Raw genomic sequence first — 25,236 nt, 5'->3', positions numbered from 1 at the left:
ATATAATGAAAAGGCCGAACAAGTTCATTGTTCGGCCTTTTCTGATTGATTTGCGAACTGCCGGGCGGCCGCCACGCAAGCGATAACGCCGATATTCACCGCCGCAAGTTCCCATCCTGCTTTTTCATGGAGAATCATGGCGGCCAGTAACAGTCCGAAGAAAGGCTGCAGAAGCTGCAGCTGTCCGACCGCGGCGATGCCTCCCTGGGCGAGTCCGCGATACCAGAATACGAAGCCGATCAGCATGCTGAATATTGAGACATATGCAAGACTGAGCAGTGCGGGCGCGCCGATGTTTGACCATGAGTCCGGCATGAAGCAGAAAGACAGGATGAACATAAGGGGAAGCGATAAAACGAGTGCCCAAGAGATCACCTGCCAGTTGCCAAGCCGCCGGGAGAGGCGGGCGCCTTCGGCATAACCGAGACCGCACACGATAATCGAAGCGATCATGTACGTATCACCGAGCGGAGAGGATTCTCCTCCTTGCAGCAGAGCATATCCGGCTACGAGGATGCTGCCGGCAGCCGAGAAAATCCAAAAGACCGGCCTGGGCCGTTCGCCTCCTCGCAGTACGCCGAAGATCGCCGTCGCAAGCGGGAGAAGCCCGATGTAGACAATGGCATGAGCGGATGTGACATGCTGAAGCGCTAAGGCTGTAAGCAGCGGGAAACCGATCACGACGCCGAGCGCTACTGTTATTAGTGAAATGATGTCGCTTTTGGCAGGGCGTTTCTCCTGAAAAATGAGGAGCAGAGCGCCTGCCAATATACCGGCTATCGCGGCGCGGCATACGGTGAGAAATACCGGGTCAAAGTCCGCTACAGCCAAGCGGGTCGCCGGAAGCGAGCCGCTGAAAATGAGCACGCCGATAAATCCGTTAATCCAGCCGTTTGCGGCTTTATTCATTCCAATCACTCCAATATATATTTCTAAACCCATTTTCAAAGTTTATAATGACTATAAACTGAAATTGGCCTTATACAAATGGCCAGTTTTTATAAAAAGAAGAATGCCAGTTTGGAGGGAGCAAAAATGGATATCACGCCATTTTTAAATAGAGATCTGGATATTCCGCTTTATCAGCAGCTTTATCGGCATTTTAAGGAAAATATGCATCAGGGCCGTCTTCCTAAAGGACTGAAGCTTCCTTCAAAAAGGCTTTTGTCAAGTCAGCTTTCCGTCAGTCAGACGACTGTAGAGCGGGCCTATGAACAGCTTGCCGCCGAAGGCTATATTGTCAGTAAGCCGAGAAGCGGATGGTTTGCCGATTATGACTCGGACGCCGTCTATGTGAAAAAGCCGGGCGCTTCGCCTGTTCAAACAAAGGCGAAGGAAGACCGCCAATGGATTGATTTTCACTACGGCACTGTGGATGCCGCTCATTTTCCGTTTTCGGCATGGCGCAAAAGCATGGTTGCAAGCTTAGATCAATACGGGCACGAGCTGTATCGGTCCGGGGATGATTTGGGCGAGCTTGAACTGAGAACGCTCATTTCGGAGTACTTATATCAGTCGCGCGGGGTGAATTGCCGTCCCGAACAAGTGATAGTCGGCGCCGGGAACCCTGCTCTTTTGCAAATGCTGTGCAAAATATTTGAAGCAAATCTATCCATCGGATATGAAGATCCGGGTTATCCGAGAGCGAGGGAGATTTTTAAAGCCAATCACATGAAGATCATTCCGATACCCGTCGATGATGAAGGAGTCTGTATCCGGAAGCTGAATGAAGAGCGGCCGCGTCTTGTATATGTCACGCCTTCTCATCAATTTACGTTAGGAACGATTATGCCGGTAAACAGAAGAATTCAGCTGCTGAAATGGGCGGAGGAACATCAATCGTTCATTATAGAAGATGATTATGACGGTGAATTCCGATACACCGGCCAGCCGATCCCATCATTGCAGGGGCTTGATCAGCATCACCGTGTCATTTATATGGGAACGTTTTCCCAATCTCTGCTTCCTTCGCTGCGCATCAGCTATATGATTCTTCCTTTGCCGCTTATCGAAAAAGGCAGGGAAATCGCTTCTTTATATAAACAGACCGTTTCCTGCCACAGTCAGCTGACGCTGGCTCAATTTATCAAAAGCGGAGAGTGGCAGAAACATATTAACAGAATGAGAAAGCTGTACCGGAAAAAAAGAGCGGTATTATTAGAGGCCGCGCGGCGCGAGCTGGGACAATACGTCAGGATTCGCGGAGAAAATTCCGGACTGCGGATTTTACTTGACGTTCAGCTGCCTTTCAGTGAAAAAGAGCTGATTGAAAAGGCGGAGGAACAAGGCGTCAAAATCTATCCCGTGTCTCTTACCTATCAAAAACAGGTCCCTGAAAAAACAGTTTCCCTCGGTTTCGCGGGGGTTTCTGAAACCGATATACAAGAAGGTATAAAAAAACTGAGAGCCGCCTGGGCGCTGTAAAAGGCAGCTCACAGTTTGAAATACTGAAGCTTGAGTCAGGGGTGATGTCTCAGCAGCAAAACGATTTATAGGACGGGCAGGCGGAGCGCCGTATCAATATTTTGTAAATTAAACCGGACTTGTTCATCTGTGTTCCACGGATGATACCAGCCTTTTTCCATCATATAGCGTGAGATTTGCTCATGCATGTCGATGGCTTCTTCTAAGTGCCGGGTGAGGATCGCTTTCACTTCAGGCGTTCCGGCTTCCGTCGCCGCCATCGCATAGTTTCTGACACCGCTTTTTGCCGAATTCAATAAATCCATTGCGACAATTTGGTCTGTCAGTGCATTCATTCCCGTCAAGTATTCAATAATCGGATTCATTCGTCATTCATCTCCTCATTCATGCTGTGCATCAGATAAAATTGAGGCAAATTCCTGCAATTGCCTTGTTGATGTATCCGCATCCTGCTGCATGATTTCTTTCAGCTGCGGATCGGATACGAGCGCTTTCATGGTTTTAGATTTCGTCAGACAAAGTGACTTAAAAGAAGCCATCTCCTGAATTTCGAGTAATTCATGTAAGGCGCGGGCCATTTCTGTAGCCTCCGTTCTTTAAGGTTTGAGTACAACTTTTATGCAATCATCTGTTTTCGTGTCAAACATCTCATAGCCGTGCTTCGCTTCACTAAGCGGAATGACATGGCTTACAACATCGCCCGGATCAATTTTGCCGGTTGACACCAATTCAAACATATACGGCATATAGTGGATGACGGGAGCTTGTCCTGATCGGATATTGACGTTTCGCTGCATGATATCGCCAAGGGGAAACCCGTTGTATCTGCCGCCGTACACGCCCGTAATCTGGATCGTTCCGCCTTTTCGCACCGCTTGGGATGCGATGACCAATGCGCTCATCGCCCCGCCCTGAAGTTTTAATCCGCTGGCGAGGAACTCAAGGTCTGTCATTTTCCCGTCCATGCCGACGGCGTCAATGACAACGTCGGCGCCGCCTTTGGTGATTTCCTTCAGGTAGCTGCCCGTATTTTCGTGGTCTTCGAAGTTCACGATTTCCACTTTATTCGTCCGTTTCGCATGCTGGAGACGGTAGTTGACATAGTCTACGGCTATTACGCGTTTCGCTCCCTTTAACCAGCAGAATTTTTGAGCGAAAAGGCCCACGGGCCCGCAGCCGAGAACGATAACTGTATCGCCTTCTTTTACGCCGGCATTGTCAACGCTCCAAAAGCCGGTTGTCATCGCATCGGAAATAACACTCAGTTTCTCATCCGGTTCTTCGCATGTTTCGGGAACTTTAAAATGAGTAAAGTTCGCAAATGGAACGCGCAAATACTCCGCCTGGCCGCCCGGATAGCCGCCGGCATTTCCTGAATAGCCGAAATAAGCGCCTATATCGCCGTTCTCATTTGATTGATCACATTGGCTTTCCAGGTGATTTTTACAATAAACGCATTCTCCGCAGGCGATATTAAAAGGAATAATGACGCGGTCGCCTTTTTTGACTTTCGTCACGCCGGGACCGGTTTCTTCCACGATGCCCATCGGTTCATGCCCGATGATGTAGTCTTCCTGCAAGTTCGGGATGAGTCCGTGGATTAAATGTAAATCTGATCCGCAAATTGCCGTACTTGTGACTTTTATAATCATGTCATCGTGGTTTTCAATCTTCGGATCAGGCACGTCTTTCACAACGACGTTTTTCACTCCTTGATACGTTACGGCCTTCATGCTGTAATACCTCCAGTGTTAGTGTTCATCAGGTGTGCGGTCAAACATCCCTTTTCTGTTCGTTTCAACGGGAAACAGATTCATATTTCCGACCATGAGGGTATTTTTCGCAGAGAGCTGATCCAATTTATACTGTTCGCTCAGATCATGCGGGTGAAACCACTTTTTGCTGACCATCAAGTCTGTTATCTCCTGATGCATCGTGATTCCCTGCATGAGCTGTTTGCGCAGCAAAGCTCTTACATCAGGTGAAGCGGTTTCTGTTAAAGCGACGGCGGTATTTCTGACGCCTTCTTTGGCGCGTATGAGAAAATCCATTGCGAATGTCATATCCGCAAGTTCAGGGACATGTAATGAATTGATCGGATCTAAATGGTCATGATTCAATGATGCTTACCTTCCTTTCAATTGATGATCGAAGTCGGCCGGTTTTGAGGAACGGGAGCCTGAAACGTTGCCCGTTCATAAACCGCCTGCAGATCAGCCAGGTCTTGAGAGGCTTGCTGAACGTCTTTTTCCATTAACGTTTTCAGATCCTGATCAAACACAAGCCCTTGCATGAGCTTGGATTTCGCGACACAAAGCGTCTTGAAGTTAATCATTTCATGTAAGTCAAGCGACTCGTGAGCCGCTAATTCACGCTTTTCCATAATTATCTTTAAACCTCCTCTTCTCAATTACGTAATTAATTTCCCCTGAGAAAAGAGCTATAGTCTTACAAATTTTGTTTATCAGAAAAAGCGGAGAAAAAGCCTGACGGTTCAAAAAAAGAGGAAGCACAATCGCTTCCTCTTGTTCACATGGAATGGCTGTTGGTGTCATGAGCGTTTTTCTGATGCGCGGGCGGTTTTGCCGCGCGGGAGACGAGCCCGCTGAGCACGATGCCGATCAGCACGATCATCAGCGCTCTGACAAGGCCGAATTCTTCACCGAGCAGTCCGAGAACGGGAGGGCCGACTAAGAAGGCGCAGTAGCCGACGAAGGAGATTGCTCCGACCCGCTTAACTGCTCCTTTTGGGTCATCGCCGGCTGCGGAAAGGCCGACCGGGAAGCCGAGGGAGGCGCCGATTCCCCAAAGAAAGACGCCGATTACGGCTGCTGTGAGGTTTCCGCTGAAAATCACAAGGGAAAGTCCGATGACACTGACGGCGGTGCAGAGACGAAGAACGGGCACGCGTCCGTACCGGTCCAAAAATGCCCCGCCAAAGATGCGGGCGATCAGCATAGCGGTGAGGAAAACGCCGTAAACCGCCGTGCCTTGCGCGTGCGTCACGTGAAAACCATCCGTCATGGTGAGCGGAAGCCAGTCATTGGCCGACCCTTCTGCGAAAGCCATTCCGAGCACGATGAGCCCGATCAGCAGCGTGCGCGGCTCTGTCCAGACGTTTACCGGCTTTTCGCTTGAAACTTCCTGCCGCCTTGAGACGGCATCTTCTTTCCCGGTGTCCTCGGGCAGAAACCGGAAGAAAGTAAAAATCAGGATAAACTCAATTCCGGCAATGAGCAGCAGGTGAACGAGAACGGGAACCTTGAATAAAATAGCGAGAGAGGCGAGTCCCGCGCCTAGCAATGTGCCGGCGCTGAATGATGCGTGCAATGCGGGCATCATGGTTTTCCCGGCGGCGCGTTCAAGGGCGGAACCATCTACATTAAGGGCCACTTCCGCAAGTCCGTAGCCGAGCCCGAAGATGATCAGTCCGGCAAATACGATGCTTTTGAAAGCGGCAAAAACACCTGCGCTGATGACGAATATCCCGATAATGACAATCAGAACGCTGATCAAAGCAACGAATCTGGTGCCTTTCCGCGAGATGATCCGGCTGGCGCTTAACAGGCCGATCAATGAGCCGCATGCAAGCCCGAAAATAATCAACCCCATCATTGACGTCGAGGCTTTCAGCGTTTCTCTGACTTCAGGCGTGCGGGAAATCCAGGATGAGAAAGCAAGTCCGGGCAGCGAAAAAATAATAAAAAGGGAAAGTTTCCATTTTTGAATGCCCTGTTTACTCATGAAATCAGTTCCCTCTCTGCCAAATGAAGCGGAAAACGCAGAGATTTTAAGGTGATGGCAATCAATCCTTTTTGATAATAGGGCTGGATGTCATCTATGAGAATCAGCTCGGGCATGTGTTCTTTCGGGACAAAAGCGGAGCATGCTTCATAAACCTGTTCCATATCCAACCCTTTTGATAATTCTCCGATAAACGCAATGGCCTGCGGATTGATGATTGAAATCATGGCGCTTGTCATCTTAACAGCCAGTTCCGGAAAAGAATCCGGTGAATAGAGCTTTTCAAGCTGCTGCTTGCGTGTCGATTCAAATGGAATATAAGAAATTTCTCCGGCGAATTGTGTATTGCCTTTGACTAAGCGCCCGTCTATAACGAAGCGCGCTCCCGGAGGATTGTCTTTGACAAATGCGGCCATGGCGATGGTTTTCGGGACGGTATATTGCTGATCGCGATAAAATCCGTACAAAGCGTAATGCATCTCGTTTTCTACATTGACTTTGACAGAATATCTGGCTTCAAGTCTTTCCTGCATCGGGATATCACACAGCTCCTCAGTGTCACAAATGCCGATCACCCCGTGGCTGACCACACCCTGAACCCCCATGCCGATCGCCTTTATATTGGGAAACCGCCTTATCCATTCGTCAGTAAGCCGTTCGATGACGTCATAATTGATGACATCATAAAAGCAGCTGTCTTTTTCAACATAGTCACCGTGCCAATCTGCCAGCGCGACGTCAATCGAATGGACGCCGCCTTCTGTTTTAACGGATATGCCGAGTACCAAATGACTGTCCGCATTTAACGTAAACTGCCTTGCTTTTCTTCCGCCTGTTGAGGCGCTCGGTTCCATTTCCATGACTTCGCCGCGTTCTTTTAATTCATGTAAAATGTTTCCGCACGTGGCGGCGCTGAGCCCTGTTTGTTGAGAGAGAAAGGAAATGGTGGCCGCATCCGTTTTCAGCAGCGCTTCAATGATGGTTTCTTCATTCGTTTTTTTTACAATGGATGTATTATTAATGGTATTCGCCATGATTCCGCACTCCTTTATTAATCACTTTTTAAAAGACTTATTAAAAGTAGTTTAAAATATACTTCCCGAATCAGTCAAGACGGTTTAAAATTGTTTTCAAACGGAGAATAAATAGAATATCCTTGCTGAGAATGGAGGCTCGACACATGAGTTCTGATAACAAAATCTATTATGAACGCGGAACGGAAGAGCTGAGGAAGAGAAACATCCGGGCGCATAGGCTTGTCCGGGAATTAAACGACGCCGATCCGGAAGCGTTTGAAACAAAAGAAGCGATCATCAGAGAACTGTTCGGGACGGCGGGAGAGAAACCGAGCATTGAGCATAACTTTCATTGTGATATCGGAACCAATATTCATGTCGGCGATCATTTTTATGCCGGCTATAATTGCACCATTTTAGACATGGCTGACGTGCGGATAGGCGATAACTGTATGATAGGGCCGAATGTCGGGATCTATACAGCCGGGCATTCTCTGCAGCCGGAAGGAAGAAATAAAAGCGGTTACGGCATTCCGATTACGATCGGCAGCAATGTATGGATCGGAGGAAGCTGTGTCATTTTAGCAGGCGTCACCATCGGCGAAAACTCCGTCATTGCGGCCGGTACAGTCGTTACGAAAGACGTCCCGCCAAATTCCGTCATGGCCGGAAACCCGGGAAAGGTCATAAAAAAGATATGAACAAAAAAGCAGCTTGCGAACAATCCCGCAGGCTGTTTTTTCTTTCACCCGTCATGCAGGAAAGAAGGGGAAGGTGAGGAGCAGGCACTTATGGTATGATGACAAATAGAATAAAACCTCGTGAGGCCGGTCGGCTAAAAGGAAGTGGACAGAGATTGTTTGGTACAAAACATCAAGAAGACTACGTCTCCCGTGACATACGTTCATTGCATATGCTTGCGCTTCGGGTGCCCGGTCTGGCGTTTATTTTAATGGTATATGCCGCATCAGTCTCTTTGCAGTACATTTATGAAAGCTGGACGGTTTTTTTGCTGCTGTTATTCACGATATTGATCGTCATTTTTACCGTGCTGCACTGGCATTCCCATCGCTGGGTGAAGAAAAAAACGTTTCTTTATTTCATCATACAGGGATTTATCATATATACATCGGCTAACTTGATGACTGGCGGCTATATTGCGGTTGTCGTCGGTCTCTATGCCTTTTTAATCGGGCAGATTATCGGAATGGCGGATAAGGGAAAAACGCTGCTCATACTCTATCTGTTCATTTTAATGTCCATAACAGCTTTGCACCAGGAGCATCCGCATCATCTGCTGCGTTTCATCGTTATCGCCGCTCCCATCATGATCGTGATTATCACGTATGCGGCCACATTTTTCGCGCAAGTTGTTGATGAAAAAATAAAAACACAGATGACGCTTGAAAAATTAGAGCTCGCTCACCGGCAAGTGAAACAGCTGACGCTCCAGAACGAAAGGCAGCGGATGGCGAGAGACTTGCACGATACGCTTGCTCAAGGATTGGTCAGCTTGCATATGCAGCTTGAAGCGGTGCATGTTCATCTTTCAAAGGGTAACACTGACAGAGCGAAAGACATCATCAGCCAGTCAATGGACAGAGTGAAAGGCACATTGGCTGATGCGCGCTCGGCCATTGACAACCTTCGCAGCACATCAGAAAAGATCGGGTTCTTAAAAGAAAGCATTACTGAACAAATCAACCATTTTACAGAAGCCTCCGGGCTGTCTTGTTTTTTAGATTACAGCGTGCATCATGTGCTTGACGTTCATATGGCGGAGAATTGCCATTACATGATCGGAGAAGGCCTGACAAACGCTGCCAAGCATGCAGAAGCAAAGAATGTCTGGGTATCCGTTCAGGAAGAAGAGGGACAGATCCGCATAACCGTCAAAGATGACGGGAAAGGTTTTGACGCCGGGACAGAAATGAGAAAAAGCGGACATTACGGGCTGCTTGGGATACAAGAACGCGTCAATATGATGAACGGCACTTGCCGTATAACAAGCGCCAGATCAGCGGGAACTCAGATCGAGATCATCATACCAATTCAAGGAGAGGCGGAACATGTATAAAGTGTTAATAGCAGATGACCATCTTGTCGTCAGAGAAGGTCTAAAGCTTTTGATAGAAACAAATGACCATTACACCATAACGGGAGAGGCGGAAAACGGGAAAACCGCCGTCCGCCTCGCAGAGGAACTAAAGCCCGATGTCATTCTCATGGATCTGTACATGCCGGAAATGAGCGGGCTGGAAGCCATTAAACAGATAAAAGAGCATTCTGATGTGCCGATCATTATTTTGACGACCTATAATGAAGATCATCTGATGATAGAAGGCATTGAATCAGGCGCGAACGGTTATCTGCTGAAAGACACAAGCTCAGAAACCTTATTTCATACGATGGATGCGGCGGTCAGGGGAGAAGTGCTTCTGCAGCCGGACATCTTGCGGCGTTTCCGGGAAATGAAAATGGAACGGGCAAATGCCAATGAAACACAGCTGACGGACAAGGAAATCATAGTTCTAGAAGCCGTTGCGCAAGGACATAAAAGCAAAGCGATCGCCTTCGATTTAGGAATCTCAGAGCGGACGGTAAAAGCGAGATTAACATCGATTTATAACAAATTAGGCGCTGATTCGCGGACGGAAGCCGTCACCATTGCCATGCAAAAAGGCATTCTGAAACTGAATATATAATGAAAAACTGCCCAAACGTACATGCCCCTATGTACGTTTTTTTATGTGAATGTGAACTACAATTAGGCAGAAAGTAATGATTGGAGAGGAGTATTCGATGTCTGGTTTTTTATATAAATTAGGGGGATGGTCTGCCCGCAACCGATTTAAAATGATCAGTGCGTGGCTCGTGATACTGATCGCTTCGATTGTGATCGCCATCTCGTTAAAACCTGCTTTTTCTGAGGATATGTCAATTCCCGACACACCTTCTGAAAAGGCGATGGATATCATTCAAAAAGAATTTTCAAAGGGTCCCGATAAAGGAAGCATACGGGTTATTTTCGGAGCTGAAGACGGGAAGAAATTGACGTCAAAACCGGAAAAACAAGCGGTTGAAGAGACATTAAAGAAGATCAAAACCGATCATTCAGTCGCTTCAATTGCAAGTCCTTTTGAGACAGGAACCATTTCTAAAGACGGCTCAGTGGCATATGCCGATATTACGTACAAAAAAGCGGCGGATGACATTACGGATGCGTCTGTTTCACATATGAAACACAGTCTGTCCGCCGCCGGAGACAAGGGCCTGCAGACGGAGCTCAGCGGCGATGTGCCGGGGGCCGGTGTTGAAATCGGCGGTGTATCTGAAATTGTCGGCGTTGTGCTGGCATTCGTCGTTCTGGCCATTACGTTTGGTTCATTAGTCATCGCGGGGCTTCCGATTGTCACGGCCCTGATTGGGTTAGGTGTAAGCGTCGCGCTGACGTTAATCGGGACACAGTTCTTTACGATAGCCTCGGTCAGTCTCTCATTATCCGGAATGATCGGCCTGGCCGTCGGGATTGATTATGCGCTGTTTATCTTTACGAAGCATCGTCAGTTTTTGGGCGAAGGTGTACAAAAAAATGAATCGATCGCGAAAGCCGCGGGAACGGCAGGCAGCGCCGTCGTTTTTGCGGGACTGACCGTGATCGTCGCGCTTTGCGGATTGACTGTTGTCGGCATTCCGTTCATGTCTGCCATGGGATTGACTGCGGCACTCAGTGTGCTGATGGCTGTATTGGCATCAGTAACGCTGGTGCCTGCGGTGTTGTCAATCGCGGGAAAACGGATGATTCCGAAATCAAACAAGAAGAAAGAAAAGAAAAGCGCCGGCACGAATGCCTGGGGGCGCTTCGTTACAAAGAAGCCTATTCTGTTAAGCATTTTCAGCATCATTCTTTTAGCCGTCATCAGTCTGCCGGCCATGCATTTAGAGCTGGGGCTGCCTGATGCGGGAATGAAAGCGAAAGACAGCCCGGATCGCCGCGCCTATGATCTGTTGTCTAAAGGATTCGGAGAAGGCTTTAACGGCAAGCTGACAATTGTTGCCGATGCAAAAGGGGTCAAGGGGAACAAAAGTGAAGCATTTCAAGACGCCGTGAAAGAAGTGAAGGACTTGCACAATGTGGCGAGCGTCACACCGGCCATGCCGAATCAAAAAGGGGACTATGCCATCATTACGGCAATGCCTGAAACCGGGCCGAATGATAAGGCAACGAAAGAGTTAGTGCAGGATATACGGAAACGATCAGACAAAAAAGGCATCCGCCTGCTCGTCACCGGGTCAACCGCGGTGAACATTGATATTTCAGACCGATTAAACGATGCCATTCCGGAATTCGCCATTCTCATTGTCGGGTTTGCGTTTGTATTGCTGACCGTTGTTTTCCGCTCGCTTCTCGTGCCCCTTGCCGCCGTCGTCGGCTTTTTGCTGACGATGACCGCTACACTCGGCTTATCGGTATTCGTCCTGCAGGATGGGAATTTCACCGGCTTGCTCAGCATTCCGGAAAAAGGCCCGATTCTCGCCTTCCTGCCTATTTTGGCGATCGGTATTCTTTTCGGGCTGGCGATGGATTATCAAGTATTCCTTGTCAGCAGAATGAGAGAAGAATATGTCAAAACAAAAAATCCGGTACAAGCCATTCATGCCGGATTGAAACATAGCGGACCTGTCGTAACAGCGGCGGGACTGATCATGATTTTCGTCTTTGCGGGATTCATCTTTGCGGGAGAAGCTACGATCAAATCCATGGGCTTGGCAATGACCTTCGGTGTACTTTTTGATGCGTTCATTGTAAGAATGACCATTATTCCGAGTGTCATGAAGCTGATGGGACATGCGGCCTGGTACTTGCCGAAGTGGCTGGATAAAATCATTCCGAACTTGGATATCGAAGGCCATAAGCTGACACAAGGCAAAACACCGGAGAAACCGGAAGAATAAAATGAAAAAGCAGATCGTTTTGATCTGCTTTTTTTATGTGCTGACCGCATCCATGAAAAGAGAAAAAAGCTTTTTCATGTCTTCATGTTTTTTTGTCAGCATTTCGGGATGCCATTGCACGCCGACGACAAATAATTCACCCGTCCGTTCAATCGCTTCAATGGCCCCGTCTTTCGCATAAGCCGAGGCTTTAAACGAAGGCGCCGTCTCTTTTATGATCTGGTGATGGAATGAATTCACCCGCGCTGAATCGCCAAACAAGGAATGAAGACGTGTCCCTTTTTCAAAAGAAACATGATGGGTTTTTAACGGCGGATCTTTTTCTTGATCATGCTTAATGTCAGCAAACGAAGCGTGTGTCAGGTCTTGATATAAAGTTCCCCCGTAAGTGACGTTTAACATATGCATCCCCCGGCAGATGGCCAGAATCGGCTTTTCTAAAGCAACCGCCGTGAGAATCAGCTCCTTCTCGTAGGCGTCCCGATCAGGAAAGGTCTTTCTTAAAGCCTGTAAAGGTTCTTCGCCGTAAAACAGCGGGTCTATATCCTGGCCGCCGGACAGAATGATCCCGTCAACATGAGAGACCTGTTCCTTTAAAAGCGCCGTCTCTTGAATTACCGGCAATATAAACGGCACACCGCCGGCCTCAGAAACAGACTGAATATAATCATTATTGACATATGCCCGATTATAACCCGGGAAAGGGCCGGATTGATCAGCCATAATGTTTCCCGTAATTCCGATGCGTTTGGCCATTCTTCGCCCCCCTGAACCATGCTCATAATTAATCTGAACGTAGGTTGTACAAATCAGTTTGAAATTATTCTTCTTAATTACGGAATCATTGTTTTAGAAAAAAGATTGACCGTACTGATGTAAGGGTTTCAGTTAGGATGAGTCTTCATTTGATTTTTGTTTATAAAAAACACACCGGTCCCGTTGAAGGGACGAGTGTGTGATGTACCGTGGTTCCACCCAAGTTCCTGATAAACGCTATTTATCGGCTCGATGCTGTAACGCAGCATGACGGTATCGGATACTTGATTTCACCGATACGGCTCAATGGCGGTAAGCTGCTTTCCCTCGTTAAAAAGGTCTCAGCTGTTCTTTCCTCTCTTGAAATGTCCTTATCAGCGACTGTTGATTTCGATATATTTCCACACGCCGCAATCAGTGGTTTGCATTTTTTTCTGTCGCGGCATTGCCGTTATGGGCCGCCAGAAACAGCCATACAAGCAATGCGGCGAGGCTGTACGCCGCTCCCATCATCAAAAACGTAAAGCCGGCACCGCCGTACCAAGTGGCGGACAGATGAATGATCACACCGGAAACCGCTACGCCGACCAAGGCTCCAATTTGCCTGTTGGCATTTAAAGCCGCACCGGCGATATTCGCATGCTGTTGTCCAGCAGCCTGCATGATCACAGTTGTCATGGCAGGAACTGTAATGCCGGTGCCAAGGTTCATAACAGACATCAAAACCGCCAGCTGCCAATAAGGAAAATCAGGAGAAACAAGCACAAACAACAGCAATGCAATGATACAGCTGGCCGCCATTGACATAAACATAAGCTGTCCGGCTTCAAACCGATTCGCCAGACGGGCAAACAGAATATTGCCCATCACGAAGACCGCCATCATCGGCAGCAGCTCAACACCGGCCATAAAGGAGCTTGCGCCTCTTGCTTCCTGCAAAAAAAGGCTTAGCATAAACATGCCGCCGAAAAGAGCAAAATTCAGCAAAAACCCAACGAATTGAGCAGCTGAGAATCGGCCGTTTTGATATAAGGACGCCGGCAGAATCGACGTTTCCGCAGAGATTTCCCGCAGCAAAAACAGCACAAATGCCAAAAGCGCCGCCGCGAATGCACCAAGAATTATGGGTGAGCGCCAGCCCGCTGAAGGCCCCTGTATCAAGGCAAACGAAAGAAAGCCGAGAGCAGCCATTCCAAGCAGATGCCCTGTAATGTTCATGCGGCTGCTTTTTCGCGGCACGTGGCCGAGTACTCGGTAAGCAGAAATGAGCGCAGCAACCCCTAACGGCACATTGATCAGAAAAATACTCTGCCAGCCTGCCGCCTGTACCAGCACGCCGCCAATAAAGGGCCCAAGGCCAGAAGCAGCGGAAACAAGAGCGGCCCACAGTCCAAACATTCGCGCCCGCACCCGCTCATCCGGGTAAGAGGCCGCCAAAAGACTGAGTGAGCTCGGCATAAACAAAGCCGCGCCAATCCCTTGCATGAGACGTCCGGCAATCAGCATCTGGCCATTAATAGATACGGCGCATAGGCAAGAGGCCATGACAAAAACGGCCAAGCCCAGTATGTATATCGCCTTCGAGCCAAAACGGTCTGCCAAGGCTCCGCCCGCCAGCAGAAGTGACGCAAACGTAAGGATGTACCCGTCCACAACCCACGTCACACCTGAAAGTGACATTGAAAGGGTGTTTTTCATATCAGCCATCGCCACATTCACGACGGTTACATCAAGAGTTGCCATGAGGAAACCAAGTGCGAGCACGATCAGCACGGATAGGCCTGTTGATGATTTTGATTTTTGTAAAGACCCGCTGTTTGTCATTACAAATGCCCTTTCACTTGCTTGTTTACCCAATCATCTATTTTTTCAAGATCATACAATTCCCCGACTCTGTTCATGACATGCTGCAAGGATTCTTCTCTCATGAGATTGGCCCATTTATCCTCGATTTCCCCCATGACTGTCTCCAGCACACAGTTGCTTTCATCCTCGAATACGGATTGCAGCAGGCCCTTCCCCTGATACATCGAACCTCTGCCTTCGACCGCCTGATAAACATCATAGAGCGTAATGTCCGTCAAAGGCTTCGTCAGGGTAAAACCGCCCTTGGTCCCCGGTATGGATTCTGCCAAATCGGCCTGTACCAATGTTCTCATCAGCTTCTTCAAATAAGACGGAGACACGCGTAAACGCTGGCTGATTGCTTCTGACGTTAAAGAAGACTGTACGGGCAGCCGTGACAATAACAGCAGCACAGAAACCGCCTGCTCCATCCCTGATTTCATTTTCATCCTATTCACTCCCGATCTATTATGGATAACTATTATCCATAATAGATCCCTTAGCAGCTTTTGTCAATAAAAAAAGCAAAAGAAACGGATCATTTCTTTTGCTTGGTACGGTTAACAAATCTGCTTGTGTTGAAGCGCTTCGTCACCATAAGTCATCTATTGAAACAATAAATCTTGGGAACAAAAACTTAAAAAACCCGTGACAATCACGGGTTTTTACATTCATTTCAATTTCTTGATCTCTTCCGTCAGCTCTTTGAATTTTTGATCAAGCTCACGATATTGTTTATCAGCCGGAGTCATGAAGCTGAGTTTTCCGAGGACTTCCTGCCGTTCGGTTTCAAGCTTCAATCGCAGTTCTTCAGCATCGTCCCTGATGGAGGGAGATTCTTTCCATTGTTTTCGGACGCTGCCGTTTGAGATATCAAGCCGGATGTCCGTCGTCTTTTCGACAAAGTAACGATCATGTGAAACGATGATGAGCGTTCCGTCGTATCGGGCCAAAGTGTCTTCAAGCTGCTCGCGTGACGGCAGATCAAGGTGGTTTGTCGGCTCATCCAGAATCAGCACATCTTTCTCCTCCAGAATAAATGCCATCAGCTTGCATTTGACCCGCTCTCCCATGCTCATCTTGCCGATGGGCTCCGTCCATTGCGTTGCGGTAAATCCTAAATGCTTCATGAGAGATTGAACATTTCCTCTTTCCTCGAACGTTTCTTTGTAAAAAAGCTGTTCGGGGGTTTTATCAAGCGGGAGGTCGAATACTTCCTGCGTTAAATATCCGACGTTTGCAGACGGAGAAATCCATATGCTGCCGTCCTGTGCTTTTTCCTGACCGAGGATGACCTTCAATAATGTTGTTTTCCCGCTGCCGTTCGGGCCTGTAATCGCGATCTTTTCACCGTGCATCACAGTGAAATTCACGTTTTTAAAAAGCGTTTGTCCGTCATATGACTTTGTGACATCCCTTACTTCTAAAAAACGCTTTCCCGCTTTTTTGCGGTGCTCAATGGAAAAACGGACTTCATACTCCGCTTCAACCGGTTCTGCTTTCGCTTTTTCAAGCTCTTTCTCAAGGCGCTTCTGCTTTGATTTAATCTGGGCGTCGGTGCGTTTTGCTTTTACGCGATGGTATTCTTTAAAGCCTTCTATTTTCGTTGATTGGGCGTGGGCTTTTTTCGACCAGGCGCTCAGCTCGTTCATTTGAGCTTCAATCCTTTTGACCATATGCTGCTGATTCTCATATTCCCGCTGCTGTGTCAGTCTTCTCTGTTTGCGGACCTCCATATAGCTTGAATAATTCCCTTTATGTTCAATGAGTTTCTTTCCTTCGATGGCCCAGATTTTTGTCGCCGCTGCATCTATAAAAGCACGATCATGCGAAACAAAAACAATGGTGCCTTTGTAATTCTTGATCTGATTTAGCAGTATTTCTAAACTGTGCTGATCGAGGTGGTTCGTCGGCTCATCTAATAACAAAAGGCTGCTTGAGGAGGAGAAACCTTTGGCAAGACGGGCTTTCAATTTTTCTCCGCCGCTTAATTGCGAAAAGGCGCGTGCGGGCACGTTCCACTTTTCCAACAAGGCTGCCTCCGCAGGCTCCGGATGGCCGGAATCATAAGCTTCCGTTTCTTGTTCCACCATATATATGTTCACATCTTGCATCATCTGGATCTGTCCTTGTGACGGCGCTTTTTGATTGCAGATCAATTGCAGCAATAACGATTTGCCGGCGCCGTTTTTACCGATAACGCCGATGGTGTCACCTTGCTGAACGCTCGCGCTGATCTGTTCAAAAAGGGGAACGCTGTTGATTTCATAACTGATGCCGCTTATTTTTAACATTTCTTTCATATGTCAATCCCTCGCTTTAAAGGGAGGACCAAAAAAATCCTCCCAATTGATTTGGAAGGATTAGCCGTACCTGTGCATGATCAAATAAGCTATTTTTACATAGCTTTCGTATCGTATAGAAAATGGGCAGACTAATCCTATTTTTTCTGATTTGAAATATTTGATTTCAAACGGTCAAAATAAGATTAGTTAATCATTGTCCACCCATCATCCCTTCGTATTTGTTACAAACAGTGTAGCACACACTTATCTGTAAAAGCAAAGGGTATAAGCCTTTTTATTCCAGATTGGAGACTTCCCACTCTTCTTCTAAAACGGCATAATAATATTCGTCCCACCATTCATTATCATGGGGAATGCATTTTTTGAAAAAGCCTTCCCGTCTCATCCCGATCTTTTCCATCACCCGGTGCGAAGCCATGTTTTCCGGCTGACATGTCGCAATGATCCGGTGTAATTTCATCTTGTTAAACCCGAATGCCAGCACGGCGCGCGCCACCTCTGAAGCATATCCTTTGCCCTGGTATTCCGGGTGAAACACCCAGCCGATTTCATACGTATGATCGCCAAAATACTGAAAAAAAGCAATGTGGCCAATGACCGTTTTTTCATCCTTCAATAAAACGGGAAACTTCCCGGCATGTTCACCGCTGTTTTCAGTAACGAATTTCCTGGCATCATCTTCGGTAAAGACACCCTCTGGTATATATTTCATGACATTCGGATTTGAGGTGTACGCATAGACATCCTGCCAATCTTCCGGTTCAAATGTCCGAATTACGAGCCTGTCAGTTTTGATATTCATTTTTTATGTTCCTCCATCAAAAAAGGTTTCATTTACTACTTCGATTGAAAGATGTAAAAACCTTTGAGCGGGGAAGAGCCGAATAAAAAAAGCCTGCAGCTATACACTGCAGGCGGTTATTTTTCATTTCCGGCGGCGGGCAGGTTTGTAAACCCGAATTGCCCTCCGACAGCTTCTTTTACTTCATGAATAACGATAAATGATTTCGGATCAATTTTTTGAACATGTTTTTTGATTTTCAGCAATTCGTTCTTTTTAATGACAACATAGATAATGCGCTTGTCTTTGCTGCCGTAATACCCGTATCCGTAAAAAATCGTCGCCGCGTTGCCGTACTCGGAGGTGATGGCTTTGGCGATTTCTTCGTATTGGTCAGACATAATGGTGAGAGCTTTTTTATTATGGAAACCCTCAATGACAATATCGACGATTTTGGCGCACAGATATACGAATATAAACGTATACAGCATATGATTGATGCCGATCGCTAAAACGGATGCAAAAATGATGACACAATCCATATAAAACATGCTTTTCGAGATGTTAAAGCCCTTTGTGTAATTTAATAAATACGCCAACAGCGTGGTCCCGCCGGTAGATCCGTCAGCGATAAAGATCAATGCCAGCCCCGCTCCCATCAGCAGAGCACCGAATACAATCCCGAGCACCATATCGTGCACGCCGAACGGAATAAAGCTGACGATGCTGAGAAAAACAGAAGTCATTCCCGTACCGAGTATCGTGTATAAAATCGTTTTTTTCGTTAAAAATTTATAAGCCAGCCCGATAAAAATCAAATTTACAACCAGAGTCGTAATACTTGCAGGTATATGGAAAAGATAATATAACACGAGAGCGATTCCCACGGTGCTGCCGTCCCCTAAATGATTCGGGATGACGAAAAATTCCACGGACGCCGCAATAAGAAAGGCTCCGGCCATAATCATCAGTATATCCTTGCAAATGTTCTTCATGTGCAAACCTCCTCCGCAGTCAAAAATATATAAAAAACAAAAACGCCTCAAAAATTATCCAGCAGAACTAAATAATTTTTAAGACGAATCATTCACAATCTCGTTTGTTCATTCAGTAAAGAATGATCAGCTTCAATATCGAAGATTATATAGACACCTTCACATCTTGTCAATGCCGTGAAAATTGATTTTTCTGCAGTGTATATGAGGTTTAAATCAATTTAAAACGAGGAATTATATCAGAAGAGTTTTCATTTCTGCTCTATCAATAAGAGAAATGTAATGAGAGACAACGAAGAAGGGATGATGACATTGGAACGAATTTTTATCAGTCCGGCCAAATACGTGCAGGGAAAAAACGCCATTGAAACGATCGGCGGACATCTGGAGGGCGTTGGTGAAAAAGCCGTCGTCATCGCGGACAAAACCGTATGGGATATCGCGGGCCACAAGGTGACGGCTGAATTAAAGAAAAGCAATATCTCTTCTGAAGAGGCGGTTTTCAACGGCGAAGCCTCCCAGGAAGAAATGAAAAGAATTGCCGGCATCGCAGAAAAAGCAGGCGCGACTATTGTCATCGGAGTCGGCGGCGGTAAAACGCTTGATACGGCCAAAGCCGTATCAGATGAAATAAACGGCTATACCGTTATCGTGCCGACGGCCGCTTCAACGGATGCTCCGACAAGCGGGCTGTCTGTCGTGTATTCTGAACAAGGCGCGTTCGAAAACTATCGTTTCTATCATAAGAATCCTGACTTGGTTCTGGTCGATACGAAAATCGTCGCGGAAGCTCCGCCGCGCTTTTTAGCATCAGGGATTGCCGATGCGATGGCGACGTGGATAGAGGCGCGCAGTGTCATCGCCAATGGCGGTAAAACGATGGCAGGCGGAATTCCGACAATCGCCGGAGAGGCTATCGCGGAAAAATGTGAAGCGGTATTATTCAAATACGGCCGTCTCGCTTATGAGTCTGTGAAAGCGAAAGCCGTTACGCCCGCATTGGAAGCGGTGGTTGAAGCCAATACACTTCTGAGCGGACTGGGATTTGAAAGCGGCGGCTTAGCTGCGGCGCATGCCATTCATAACGGATTTACCGCGCTTGAAGGTGAAATCCATCACTTGACCCACGGTGAAAAAGTGGCATTCGGCACGCTCGTTCAATTGGCGCTGGAAAAACGTTCGCTTGAGGAAATTGAGCGGTATATCGCGTTTTATATTAGCTTGGGGCTGCCTGTCACACTTGAAGACATCAAATTGAAAGACGCATCTAAAGAGGACATTATGAAAGTGGCAGAAGCCGCGACGATTGAAGAAGAAACAATTCATGCCGCTTTTGACGTGACGGCTGACGACGTGGCGGATGCCATTATAGCGGCTGATCAATACGCAAAAGCATTTAAAGAAAAACACGCGTAAAACCTTTTATCGCGTGACCCGGACCCAAGGGCTGTTACAGCCCTTGGTTTTTTTATGCCCTTTGAAAACTTTTAAAAATAAAGAAAAAATTATGATACAATATACAAATGTTTTGAGAGATTGACAAAGGAAAGGTGGGAACGATATGCTGCATAATCCGACCGGTAAGGAGCGGCTTGCGCTGGCTTTTCTTCTCGGAATGCTTGCGATACTGGGGCCGCTCAATATAGATATGTATCTGCCGAGTTTCCCTGAAATCGCCGAAGATTTAAGCGCCCGCGCTTCGCTTGTCCAGCTCAGTTTAACCGCTTGTCTGATCGGACTGACAATCGGACAGGTTGTTGTCGGCCCGTTAAGTGACGCGAAGGGAAGAAGAAAACCGTTATTACTATGTATTTTTTTATTTGCTTTGTTTTCTCTGTTTTGCGCGCTTGCACCGAACATTACTACATTAGTGATTGCCCGTTTTCTTCAAGGATTCACCGCTTCGGCAGGACTCGTTTTATCCCGTGCAATCGTCAGAGATGTGTTTTCGGGAAGAGAGCTTTCTAAATTTTTCTCGCTGCTGATGGTCATTACCGCCGTCGCGCCGATGGTGGCGCCGATGACGGGAGGCGCGATTTTACTGCTTCCGTTTGCATCATGGCATACGATTTTTCTCTTTTTAACCTTTATCGGGTTTTTGCTTGTTCTTATCATTGCGCTCAAGCTGACAGAAACCCTGCCGCCGGAAAAGCGGATTCCGAGCTCCATCGGAAATTCTGTGCGGACAATGGGAAGCCTGCTGAAGGATCGGTCATTTATCGGCTATGCGCTGACGGTCGGTTTTATTCACGGCGGGAGCTTTGCGTATGTCTCCGGAACGCCTTTCGTGTATCAGGATATTTACGGAGTCTCGCCTCAGGTATTCAGTGTTTTATTCGGCATAAACGGTCTGGCGATCATTACCGGAAGCTTTATCATCGGGCGTTTCGGCGGAATCATTCACGAAAAAAGCCTGTTGAGAATCGGCGTGATTACAGCGATGACGGCGACTGCCGTTCTGCTCGTCATGACGATCATTCACGGGCCGCTGGCGGCACTGGTGATTTCAATTTTTATTTATATGATTACGATCGGCATGACGCTGACAAGCACCTTTACATTGGCGATGGAAAAGCAGGGACACCGCGCGGGAAGCGCAAGCGCACTGCTTGGCATGCTTCCGCTTCTTCTCGGTTCCATCGTGTCGCCGCTTGTGGGGATGAATGAAGCGACGGCCGTCCCGATGGGGGCAATTATGTTCACGACATCCGTTATCGGTTCCATCGCTTTTTTCGCTTTAACAACAAAACCGGAGAAAGCAAAAAAGGAGTGAAATGATTCACTCCTTTTTTTGATGCCCGTTATTCATATTTCTTCAGCACGATTGCCGAATTATGCCCGCCAAAGCCGAATGAGTTGGAAAGGCCGATCGTTAACGATTGATGGCGGGGCCCGTCTGCTACATAGTCCAAATCACATGCCGAATCAGGGTGCTGCAGATTGATCGTCGGCGGGATGATGCCGTGTCTCAGGCTTTCTGTCAGAGCGATGGCTTCAACGCCGCCTGCCGCGCCAAGCATGTGGCCGAGCATTGATTTGTTGGCCGTAACCGGAATATCATACGCAAGCTCCCCGAATAATGTCTTGATGGCCAATGTTTCAGAAAGATCTCCGGCTTTTGTGCTTGTCGCATGAGCGCTTACGACATCAATGTCTTCCGCTGAAACGTTCGCCTTTTTCAAAGCGTTTTTCATCGCCAGGTATGCGCCCGTTCCTTCCGGATGGGAGGCCACCATATGATAGGCGTCAGAGCTCGCACCGTAGCCGAGCACCTCACAAAGGATCGGGGCATTTCTGCCGATTGCGCTATCCAATGATTCCAATACTAAGATGCCCGCGCCTTCACTCATGACAAATCCATCGCGATCCGCGTCAAACGGCCGGCTTGCCGCGGCGGGGTCTTCGTTTCTCGCTGACAGCGCGTGGGCATTGCCGAAGCTGGCTAATGACAAATTCGTAATCGCCGCTTCCGCTCCCCCGGCAAACATGATATCTGCGTCATCATTCCGAATGGCGTTGAATGCTTCCCCGATCGACGTATTGCCGATGGAACACGCGGTGACGGGAGAAAGTGAGGGGCCGAGCGCGCCTAATCTGATGCTGATTTGAGCGGCGGCCGCATTTGAGATCATCATGGGGACAAGGCTCGGGCTCACTTTTCGCGCTCCCCGTTCATTTAAAGTATGAACGTTATCAATCAAAGTCGTGATGCCGCCGATTCCCGAGCCGACGTACACGCCGAGGCGTTCACGGTCAATCTGATCGAGCTGAATCCCGGAGCTTTCAAGCGCCTGTTCCGCTGCCGCTAAAGCAAACTGGCTGAAACGGTCAAGCCGTCTCGCTTCTTTTCTGCCCCATCTTTCTTCTGCGTCAAAATCACGGACGGTACCGGCTATTTTTGTCTTTGAGCCGGAGACATCAAACGAATCGATGAAAGAGATTCCCGATTTTCCTTCCGTCAGGTGTTTCCAAAATGTATGCACATCATTGCCGAGAGGTGAAATCACTCCCATTCCGGTGATCACAACTCTTTTCATGGTCATTCCTCCTTCGGTATGTATTTATTGTAACTCGCAATTATCCTATTACAAGTTGTTGATTATCCTAGTATAATGAATACCAGGGTAAGAGAGGAGAGATTCGGTATGATACCAGAAGGAAGATTGCAGGCGCTCTCAGAGTTTTTAAAAACGCAGCGGGCCAAAATTTCTCCGCAGATGGCCGGGCTGCCGATGGGTACACGGAGAAGAACGCCCGGACTCCGAAGAGAAGAGGTCGCGCAATTAGCCGGCGTAAGCACCACGTGGTATACGTGGCTGGAGCAGGGCAGAGACATTAAGGTGTCCGCAGCCGTATTGGACGCCGTTTCCGATGCGCTGCAGCTGAACAAAGATGAGAGAAATTATTTATACGCGCTTGCCATTGAGGAGGGCGTGAAGCAGCCGTTTGCTGCGGAGGAAGAAGCGGTTATCAGCCCGTCCCTTTCAAAAATCCTGCAGGAGCTCCGTTATTGTCCCACCATTATCTCGGACAGGCGGTGTCATATCGTAGGGTGGAACCAAGCTGCGGCGCACGTGTTTTTAGATTTTGAACAAATTCCTCCTGAAAAGCGGAATCTCATAGAGCTATTGTTTTCCAGAAAAGAATTAAGAAGTTTAGCCGTGAACTGGGAGCACTTTGTGAAAGGATTCATCGCCATTTTCAGAACGTATTACGGCCAGTATGTAGCTGATACGTGGTATTCTCAGTTTATAGAAGAAATGGAGAAAACGTATTCGGAATTTCATACGCTGTGGAATGAGAGCGAAGTCAGCTCGGCACCCGAAGTATTAATTGAGTTCCGCCACGCGAAGGCGGGAAAAATGGTCTTTAACCTGACTTCATTTCAGGTTCAGGGCAACAGTGATCTGCGTTGCAGTGTGTATACGCCGGTAGATCATACCGAAACGGAAGCAAAGCTGAAAAAGCTCTTCGAAAACAGATGAAGAACAGAACAAAACGGGAGGCGGCCGCCTCCCGTTTCAGTTTAAAATAAAAGCATGAGACCGGCGATGGCCGGTGTTAAAAAGATGGCTGATTTCAGAATGACTTTCGGCACGAGGTTGGTGAATTTCGCTCCGACATATGCGCCGCACATCGTTCCGATCAGCACTTTGACCAACAGCATATAATCGACAAATCCTTCCGTCACATAACCGAGTCCTCCGCCGACCGCAAGCGGGATAATGACAAGCATGGTGGTGCCGACCGACTGGCGGATGGATAAGCGCAAAAGAATCATTAAGCCGATTTGGATGAAAGGGGCAGAGCCGATCCCGAACGTTCCGGACAAGATTCCTGCGATGACACCGAGTACAACAGCTTTCACCCATATGTTCAGATTGCTTTGCTGTCCGGAATCTTCTTGTGTTTCTTTTACAATAAATAACCGGACTAAAATAAGCAGAGCAGATAAAAACAGCATGCCCGCCGTCAAGTAATGCAGCAAATCTGCGGGGATAAGGGAAGTAAGCCTTGCCCCGAAAAACGAACCGAATGCCGCAAAAACGCCGACGATGAGGCCGATCTTCATCTGAATATTGCCTTCACGGTAGTGGCTGAAAGCCCCCGACAAACTTGTGAAAGCCATTCCGGCAAGGGAGGTGCCTAAAGCCGTATGAATCGGTACGTGAAACAGTATAGTTAAAAGTGCAATGACAAAACCGGCTCCCCCGGCGCCGATAAACCCGAGAATAATCCCGAGAAGAAACATAACGAGTATAATAAGCACAATCTTCTCCTCCATTTAGATGCCTGATCACCATGTTCCGCTCCGCTTTATCAGGTTTTAATAATCGACCGTAGTCCGTCGACCGTCGTCTAATATCTTTATGTTACCTCAAATTTAAGGTATTGGCAAGAAGCCGAATTGCTTTTATACAGAGGGTTTACAGCTCTTTCACCATCACTTTTTCACCATTGAAGTCCAGCTCTCCATTGAATAAGAAGCCGAATTTTTGATAAAGCCGCAATGCGTGCACGTTATCTTCAAACAGGCTTAAATAAATCCGTCTGCAATCATATATTTGAGTGAGATGACGGATTAGGGCATCAAGCAACAGCTTGCCCAATCCCCGTCCCTGATAGCGTTCATCAATAAAAAAACGGTCAAGCCACACTCTGCCGTTTTCATTTTCCTCATCATATTCCGGAAACCATCCGTACATGGCAAAGCCGACCAATTCCCCGTTAACATAAAGACCGGCCGGCTGATAATACCGGCAATCCTCAGCATCTTGTAAGCACTCTTCCGCGGTTTCAATAAATGAAGTCTGGCTTTCCCTTACATGAAGCGCCAGTATATCGGCACGGTTTTCTTCCGTGACTGTTCTGATTTCAATCGTCATACTTGATACTCCTCTTCCGCTTTTTTT

At 47.6% G+C, this 25,236-nt stretch carries 25 protein-coding genes and 1 pseudogene; 8 read left to right on the top strand and 18 right to left on the bottom strand.

The genetic code is table 11. From position 1 onward, the window contains the following. Positions 1–24 precede the first annotated feature (24 nt). Positions 25–909: a DMT family transporter gene (locus tag NQS30_RS15510; protein WP_218791504.1), complete on the bottom strand. Its 885-nt coding sequence runs from the start codon at positions 907–909 to the stop codon at positions 25–27. Positions 910–1,035: 126 nt separating this feature from the next. On the opposite strand from NQS30_RS15510, the gene pdxR reads away from it, so the two are divergent. Next, the gene (gene pdxR / locus NQS30_RS15505) at positions 1,036–2,424 is read left to right on the top strand and encodes a MocR-like pyridoxine biosynthesis transcription factor PdxR (RefSeq protein ID WP_218791505.1); all 1,389 of its coding nucleotides are present in this window, start codon (positions 1,036–1,038) and stop codon (positions 2,422–2,424) included. 65 nt (positions 2,425–2,489) lie between these two features. On the opposite strand, the gene NQS30_RS15500 is transcribed toward pdxR, so the two are convergent. The 7 genes from NQS30_RS15500 to NQS30_RS15470 form a co-directional block, all read right to left on the bottom strand. Further along, positions 2,490–2,789, bottom strand: a complete 300-nt coding sequence (locus tag NQS30_RS15500) for a spore coat protein (protein ID WP_032866803.1) — start codon at positions 2,787–2,789, stop codon at positions 2,490–2,492. A gap of 15 nt (positions 2,790–2,804) precedes the next feature. Then, positions 2,805–3,002 carry a hypothetical protein gene (locus tag NQS30_RS15495; RefSeq protein WP_025284324.1) on the bottom strand — a complete coding sequence of 66 codons (198 nt, stop codon included), beginning with the start codon at positions 3,000–3,002 and terminating at the stop codon, positions 2,805–2,807. Positions 3,003–3,020: 18 nt separating this feature from the next. After that, positions 3,021–4,157: a zinc-dependent alcohol dehydrogenase gene (locus tag NQS30_RS15490; protein ID WP_069006886.1), complete on the bottom strand. Its 1,137-nt coding sequence runs from the start codon at positions 4,155–4,157 to the stop codon at positions 3,021–3,023. An 18-nt stretch (positions 4,158–4,175) separates the two neighbouring features. After that, the gene (locus NQS30_RS15485) at positions 4,176–4,544 is read right to left on the bottom strand and encodes a spore coat protein (RefSeq protein WP_015416918.1); all 369 of its coding nucleotides are present in this window, start codon (positions 4,542–4,544) and stop codon (positions 4,176–4,178) included. A 17-nt stretch (positions 4,545–4,561) separates the two neighbouring features. Next, entirely contained in the window at positions 4,562–4,807 is a 246-nt protein-coding gene (locus tag NQS30_RS15480) for a spore gernimation protein GerQ (RefSeq protein WP_069006887.1), read from the bottom strand. A 146-nt stretch (positions 4,808–4,953) separates the two neighbouring features. Continuing rightward, entirely contained in the window at positions 4,954–6,168 is a 1,215-nt protein-coding gene (locus tag NQS30_RS15475) for an MFS transporter (protein WP_218791506.1), read from the bottom strand. After that, positions 6,165–7,202, bottom strand: coding sequence for an ROK family protein (locus NQS30_RS15470; RefSeq protein WP_025284327.1), 1,038 nt, complete (start codon positions 7,200–7,202; stop codon positions 6,165–6,167). Before NQS30_RS15470 ends, NQS30_RS15475 begins: the two co-directional genes overlap by 4 nt. Before the next feature lie 146 nt (positions 7,203–7,348). On the opposite strand from NQS30_RS15470, the gene NQS30_RS15465 reads away from it, so the two are divergent. The 4 genes from NQS30_RS15465 to NQS30_RS15450 all read left to right on the top strand — a co-directional run bounded on the left by NQS30_RS15465 (position 7,349) and on the right by NQS30_RS15450 (position 12,140). Beyond that, positions 7,349–7,885: a sugar O-acetyltransferase gene (locus NQS30_RS15465; RefSeq protein WP_069006889.1), complete on the top strand. Its 537-nt coding sequence runs from the start codon at positions 7,349–7,351 to the stop codon at positions 7,883–7,885. Between the two features lie 212 nt (positions 7,886–8,097). After that, positions 8,098–9,261 carry a sensor histidine kinase gene (locus NQS30_RS15460; protein ID WP_218791755.1) on the top strand — a complete coding sequence of 388 codons (1,164 nt, stop codon included), beginning with the start codon at positions 8,098–8,100 and terminating at the stop codon, positions 9,259–9,261. Then, positions 9,254–9,889, top strand: a complete 636-nt coding sequence (ydfI, locus tag NQS30_RS15455; RefSeq protein ID WP_012116939.1) for a two-component system response regulator YdfI — start codon at positions 9,254–9,256, stop codon at positions 9,887–9,889. Before NQS30_RS15460 ends, ydfI begins: the two co-directional genes overlap by 8 nt. Before the next feature lie 97 nt (positions 9,890–9,986). Further along, a complete protein-coding gene (locus NQS30_RS15450; RefSeq protein ID WP_069006890.1) occupies positions 9,987–12,140 on the top strand; it encodes an MMPL family transporter in 2,154 nt (717 codons plus the stop codon). Positions 12,141–12,173: 33 nt separating this feature from the next. On the opposite strand, the gene NQS30_RS15445 is transcribed toward NQS30_RS15450, so the two are convergent. The 7 genes and pseudogenes from NQS30_RS15445 to NQS30_RS15420 form a co-directional block, all read right to left on the bottom strand. Beyond that, complete coding sequence (locus tag NQS30_RS15445) at positions 12,174–12,896, bottom strand: gamma-glutamyl-gamma-aminobutyrate hydrolase family protein (RefSeq protein ID WP_025284331.1); 723 nt, start codon at positions 12,894–12,896, stop codon at positions 12,174–12,176. A gap of 293 nt (positions 12,897–13,189) precedes the next feature. Continuing rightward, positions 13,190–13,263, bottom strand: a pseudogene (locus tag NQS30_RS21435) (hypothetical protein); the annotation flags it as partial. A 47-nt stretch (positions 13,264–13,310) separates the two neighbouring features. Beyond that, positions 13,311–14,720, bottom strand: coding sequence for an MFS transporter (locus tag NQS30_RS15440; protein WP_069006891.1), 1,410 nt, complete (start codon positions 14,718–14,720; stop codon positions 13,311–13,313). Beyond that, positions 14,720–15,190 (bottom strand): Rrf2 family transcriptional regulator, encoded by a 471-nt coding sequence (locus NQS30_RS15435; RefSeq protein WP_032870431.1) that lies wholly within the window; start codon positions 15,188–15,190, stop codon positions 14,720–14,722. The genes NQS30_RS15440 and NQS30_RS15435 overlap by 1 nt, the downstream gene beginning before the upstream one ends. A 222-nt stretch (positions 15,191–15,412) precedes the next feature. Next, positions 15,413–17,044, bottom strand: coding sequence for a ribosomal protection-like ABC-F family protein (gene abc-f / locus NQS30_RS15430; protein WP_205164465.1), 1,632 nt, complete (start codon positions 17,042–17,044; stop codon positions 15,413–15,415). Positions 17,045–17,321: 277 nt separating this feature from the next. Then, positions 17,322–17,849: a GNAT family N-acetyltransferase gene (locus NQS30_RS15425; RefSeq protein WP_167340529.1), complete on the bottom strand. Its 528-nt coding sequence runs from the start codon at positions 17,847–17,849 to the stop codon at positions 17,322–17,324. Between the two features lie 116 nt (positions 17,850–17,965). Continuing rightward, positions 17,966–18,823: a YitT family protein gene (locus tag NQS30_RS15420; RefSeq protein WP_032866769.1), complete on the bottom strand. Its 858-nt coding sequence runs from the start codon at positions 18,821–18,823 to the stop codon at positions 17,966–17,968. Between the two features lie 282 nt (positions 18,824–19,105). Here NQS30_RS15420 and NQS30_RS15415 point away from each other — a divergent pair, with 282 nt between their 5' ends. Further along, positions 19,106–20,239, top strand: a complete 1,134-nt coding sequence (locus tag NQS30_RS15415; RefSeq protein ID WP_014304447.1) for a glycerol dehydrogenase — start codon at positions 19,106–19,108, stop codon at positions 20,237–20,239. A 145-nt stretch (positions 20,240–20,384) separates the two neighbouring features. Then, positions 20,385–21,596, top strand: coding sequence for a Bcr/CflA family efflux MFS transporter (locus NQS30_RS15410; RefSeq protein ID WP_015239269.1), 1,212 nt, complete (start codon positions 20,385–20,387; stop codon positions 21,594–21,596). A gap of 28 nt (positions 21,597–21,624) precedes the next feature. On the opposite strand, the gene fabF is transcribed toward NQS30_RS15410, so the two are convergent. Next, positions 21,625–22,860 (bottom strand): beta-ketoacyl-ACP synthase II, encoded by a 1,236-nt coding sequence (gene fabF, locus NQS30_RS15405; protein ID WP_015239270.1) that lies wholly within the window; start codon positions 22,858–22,860, stop codon positions 21,625–21,627. Between the two features lie 108 nt (positions 22,861–22,968). Here fabF and NQS30_RS15400 point away from each other — a divergent pair, with 108 nt between their 5' ends. Further along, positions 22,969–23,808, top strand: coding sequence for a helix-turn-helix transcriptional regulator (locus NQS30_RS15400; RefSeq protein ID WP_007409314.1), 840 nt, complete (start codon positions 22,969–22,971; stop codon positions 23,806–23,808). Positions 23,809–23,849: 41 nt separating this feature from the next. Here the strand turns inward: NQS30_RS15400 and NQS30_RS15395 are convergent, their stop codons facing one another. Both NQS30_RS15395 and NQS30_RS15390 read right to left on the bottom strand, forming a co-directional pair. Then, the gene (locus NQS30_RS15395; protein ID WP_015416927.1) at positions 23,850–24,593 is read right to left on the bottom strand and encodes a sulfite exporter TauE/SafE family protein; all 744 of its coding nucleotides are present in this window, start codon (positions 24,591–24,593) and stop codon (positions 23,850–23,852) included. A gap of 157 nt (positions 24,594–24,750) precedes the next feature. After that, positions 24,751–25,209: a spermine/spermidine acetyltransferase gene (locus NQS30_RS15390; RefSeq protein ID WP_124692567.1), complete on the bottom strand. Its 459-nt coding sequence runs from the start codon at positions 25,207–25,209 to the stop codon at positions 24,751–24,753. Between the last annotated feature and the right edge of the window lie 27 nt (positions 25,210–25,236).

Source organism: Bacillus sp. B1(2022) (assembly GCF_040259625.1).
In the GTDB taxonomy this organism is placed as follows: domain Bacteria; phylum Bacillota; class Bacilli; order Bacillales; family Bacillaceae; genus Bacillus; species Bacillus velezensis.
Note: the sequence above shows the minus strand (reverse complement) of the source record. Positions and strands in the feature narration are given on the sequence as shown.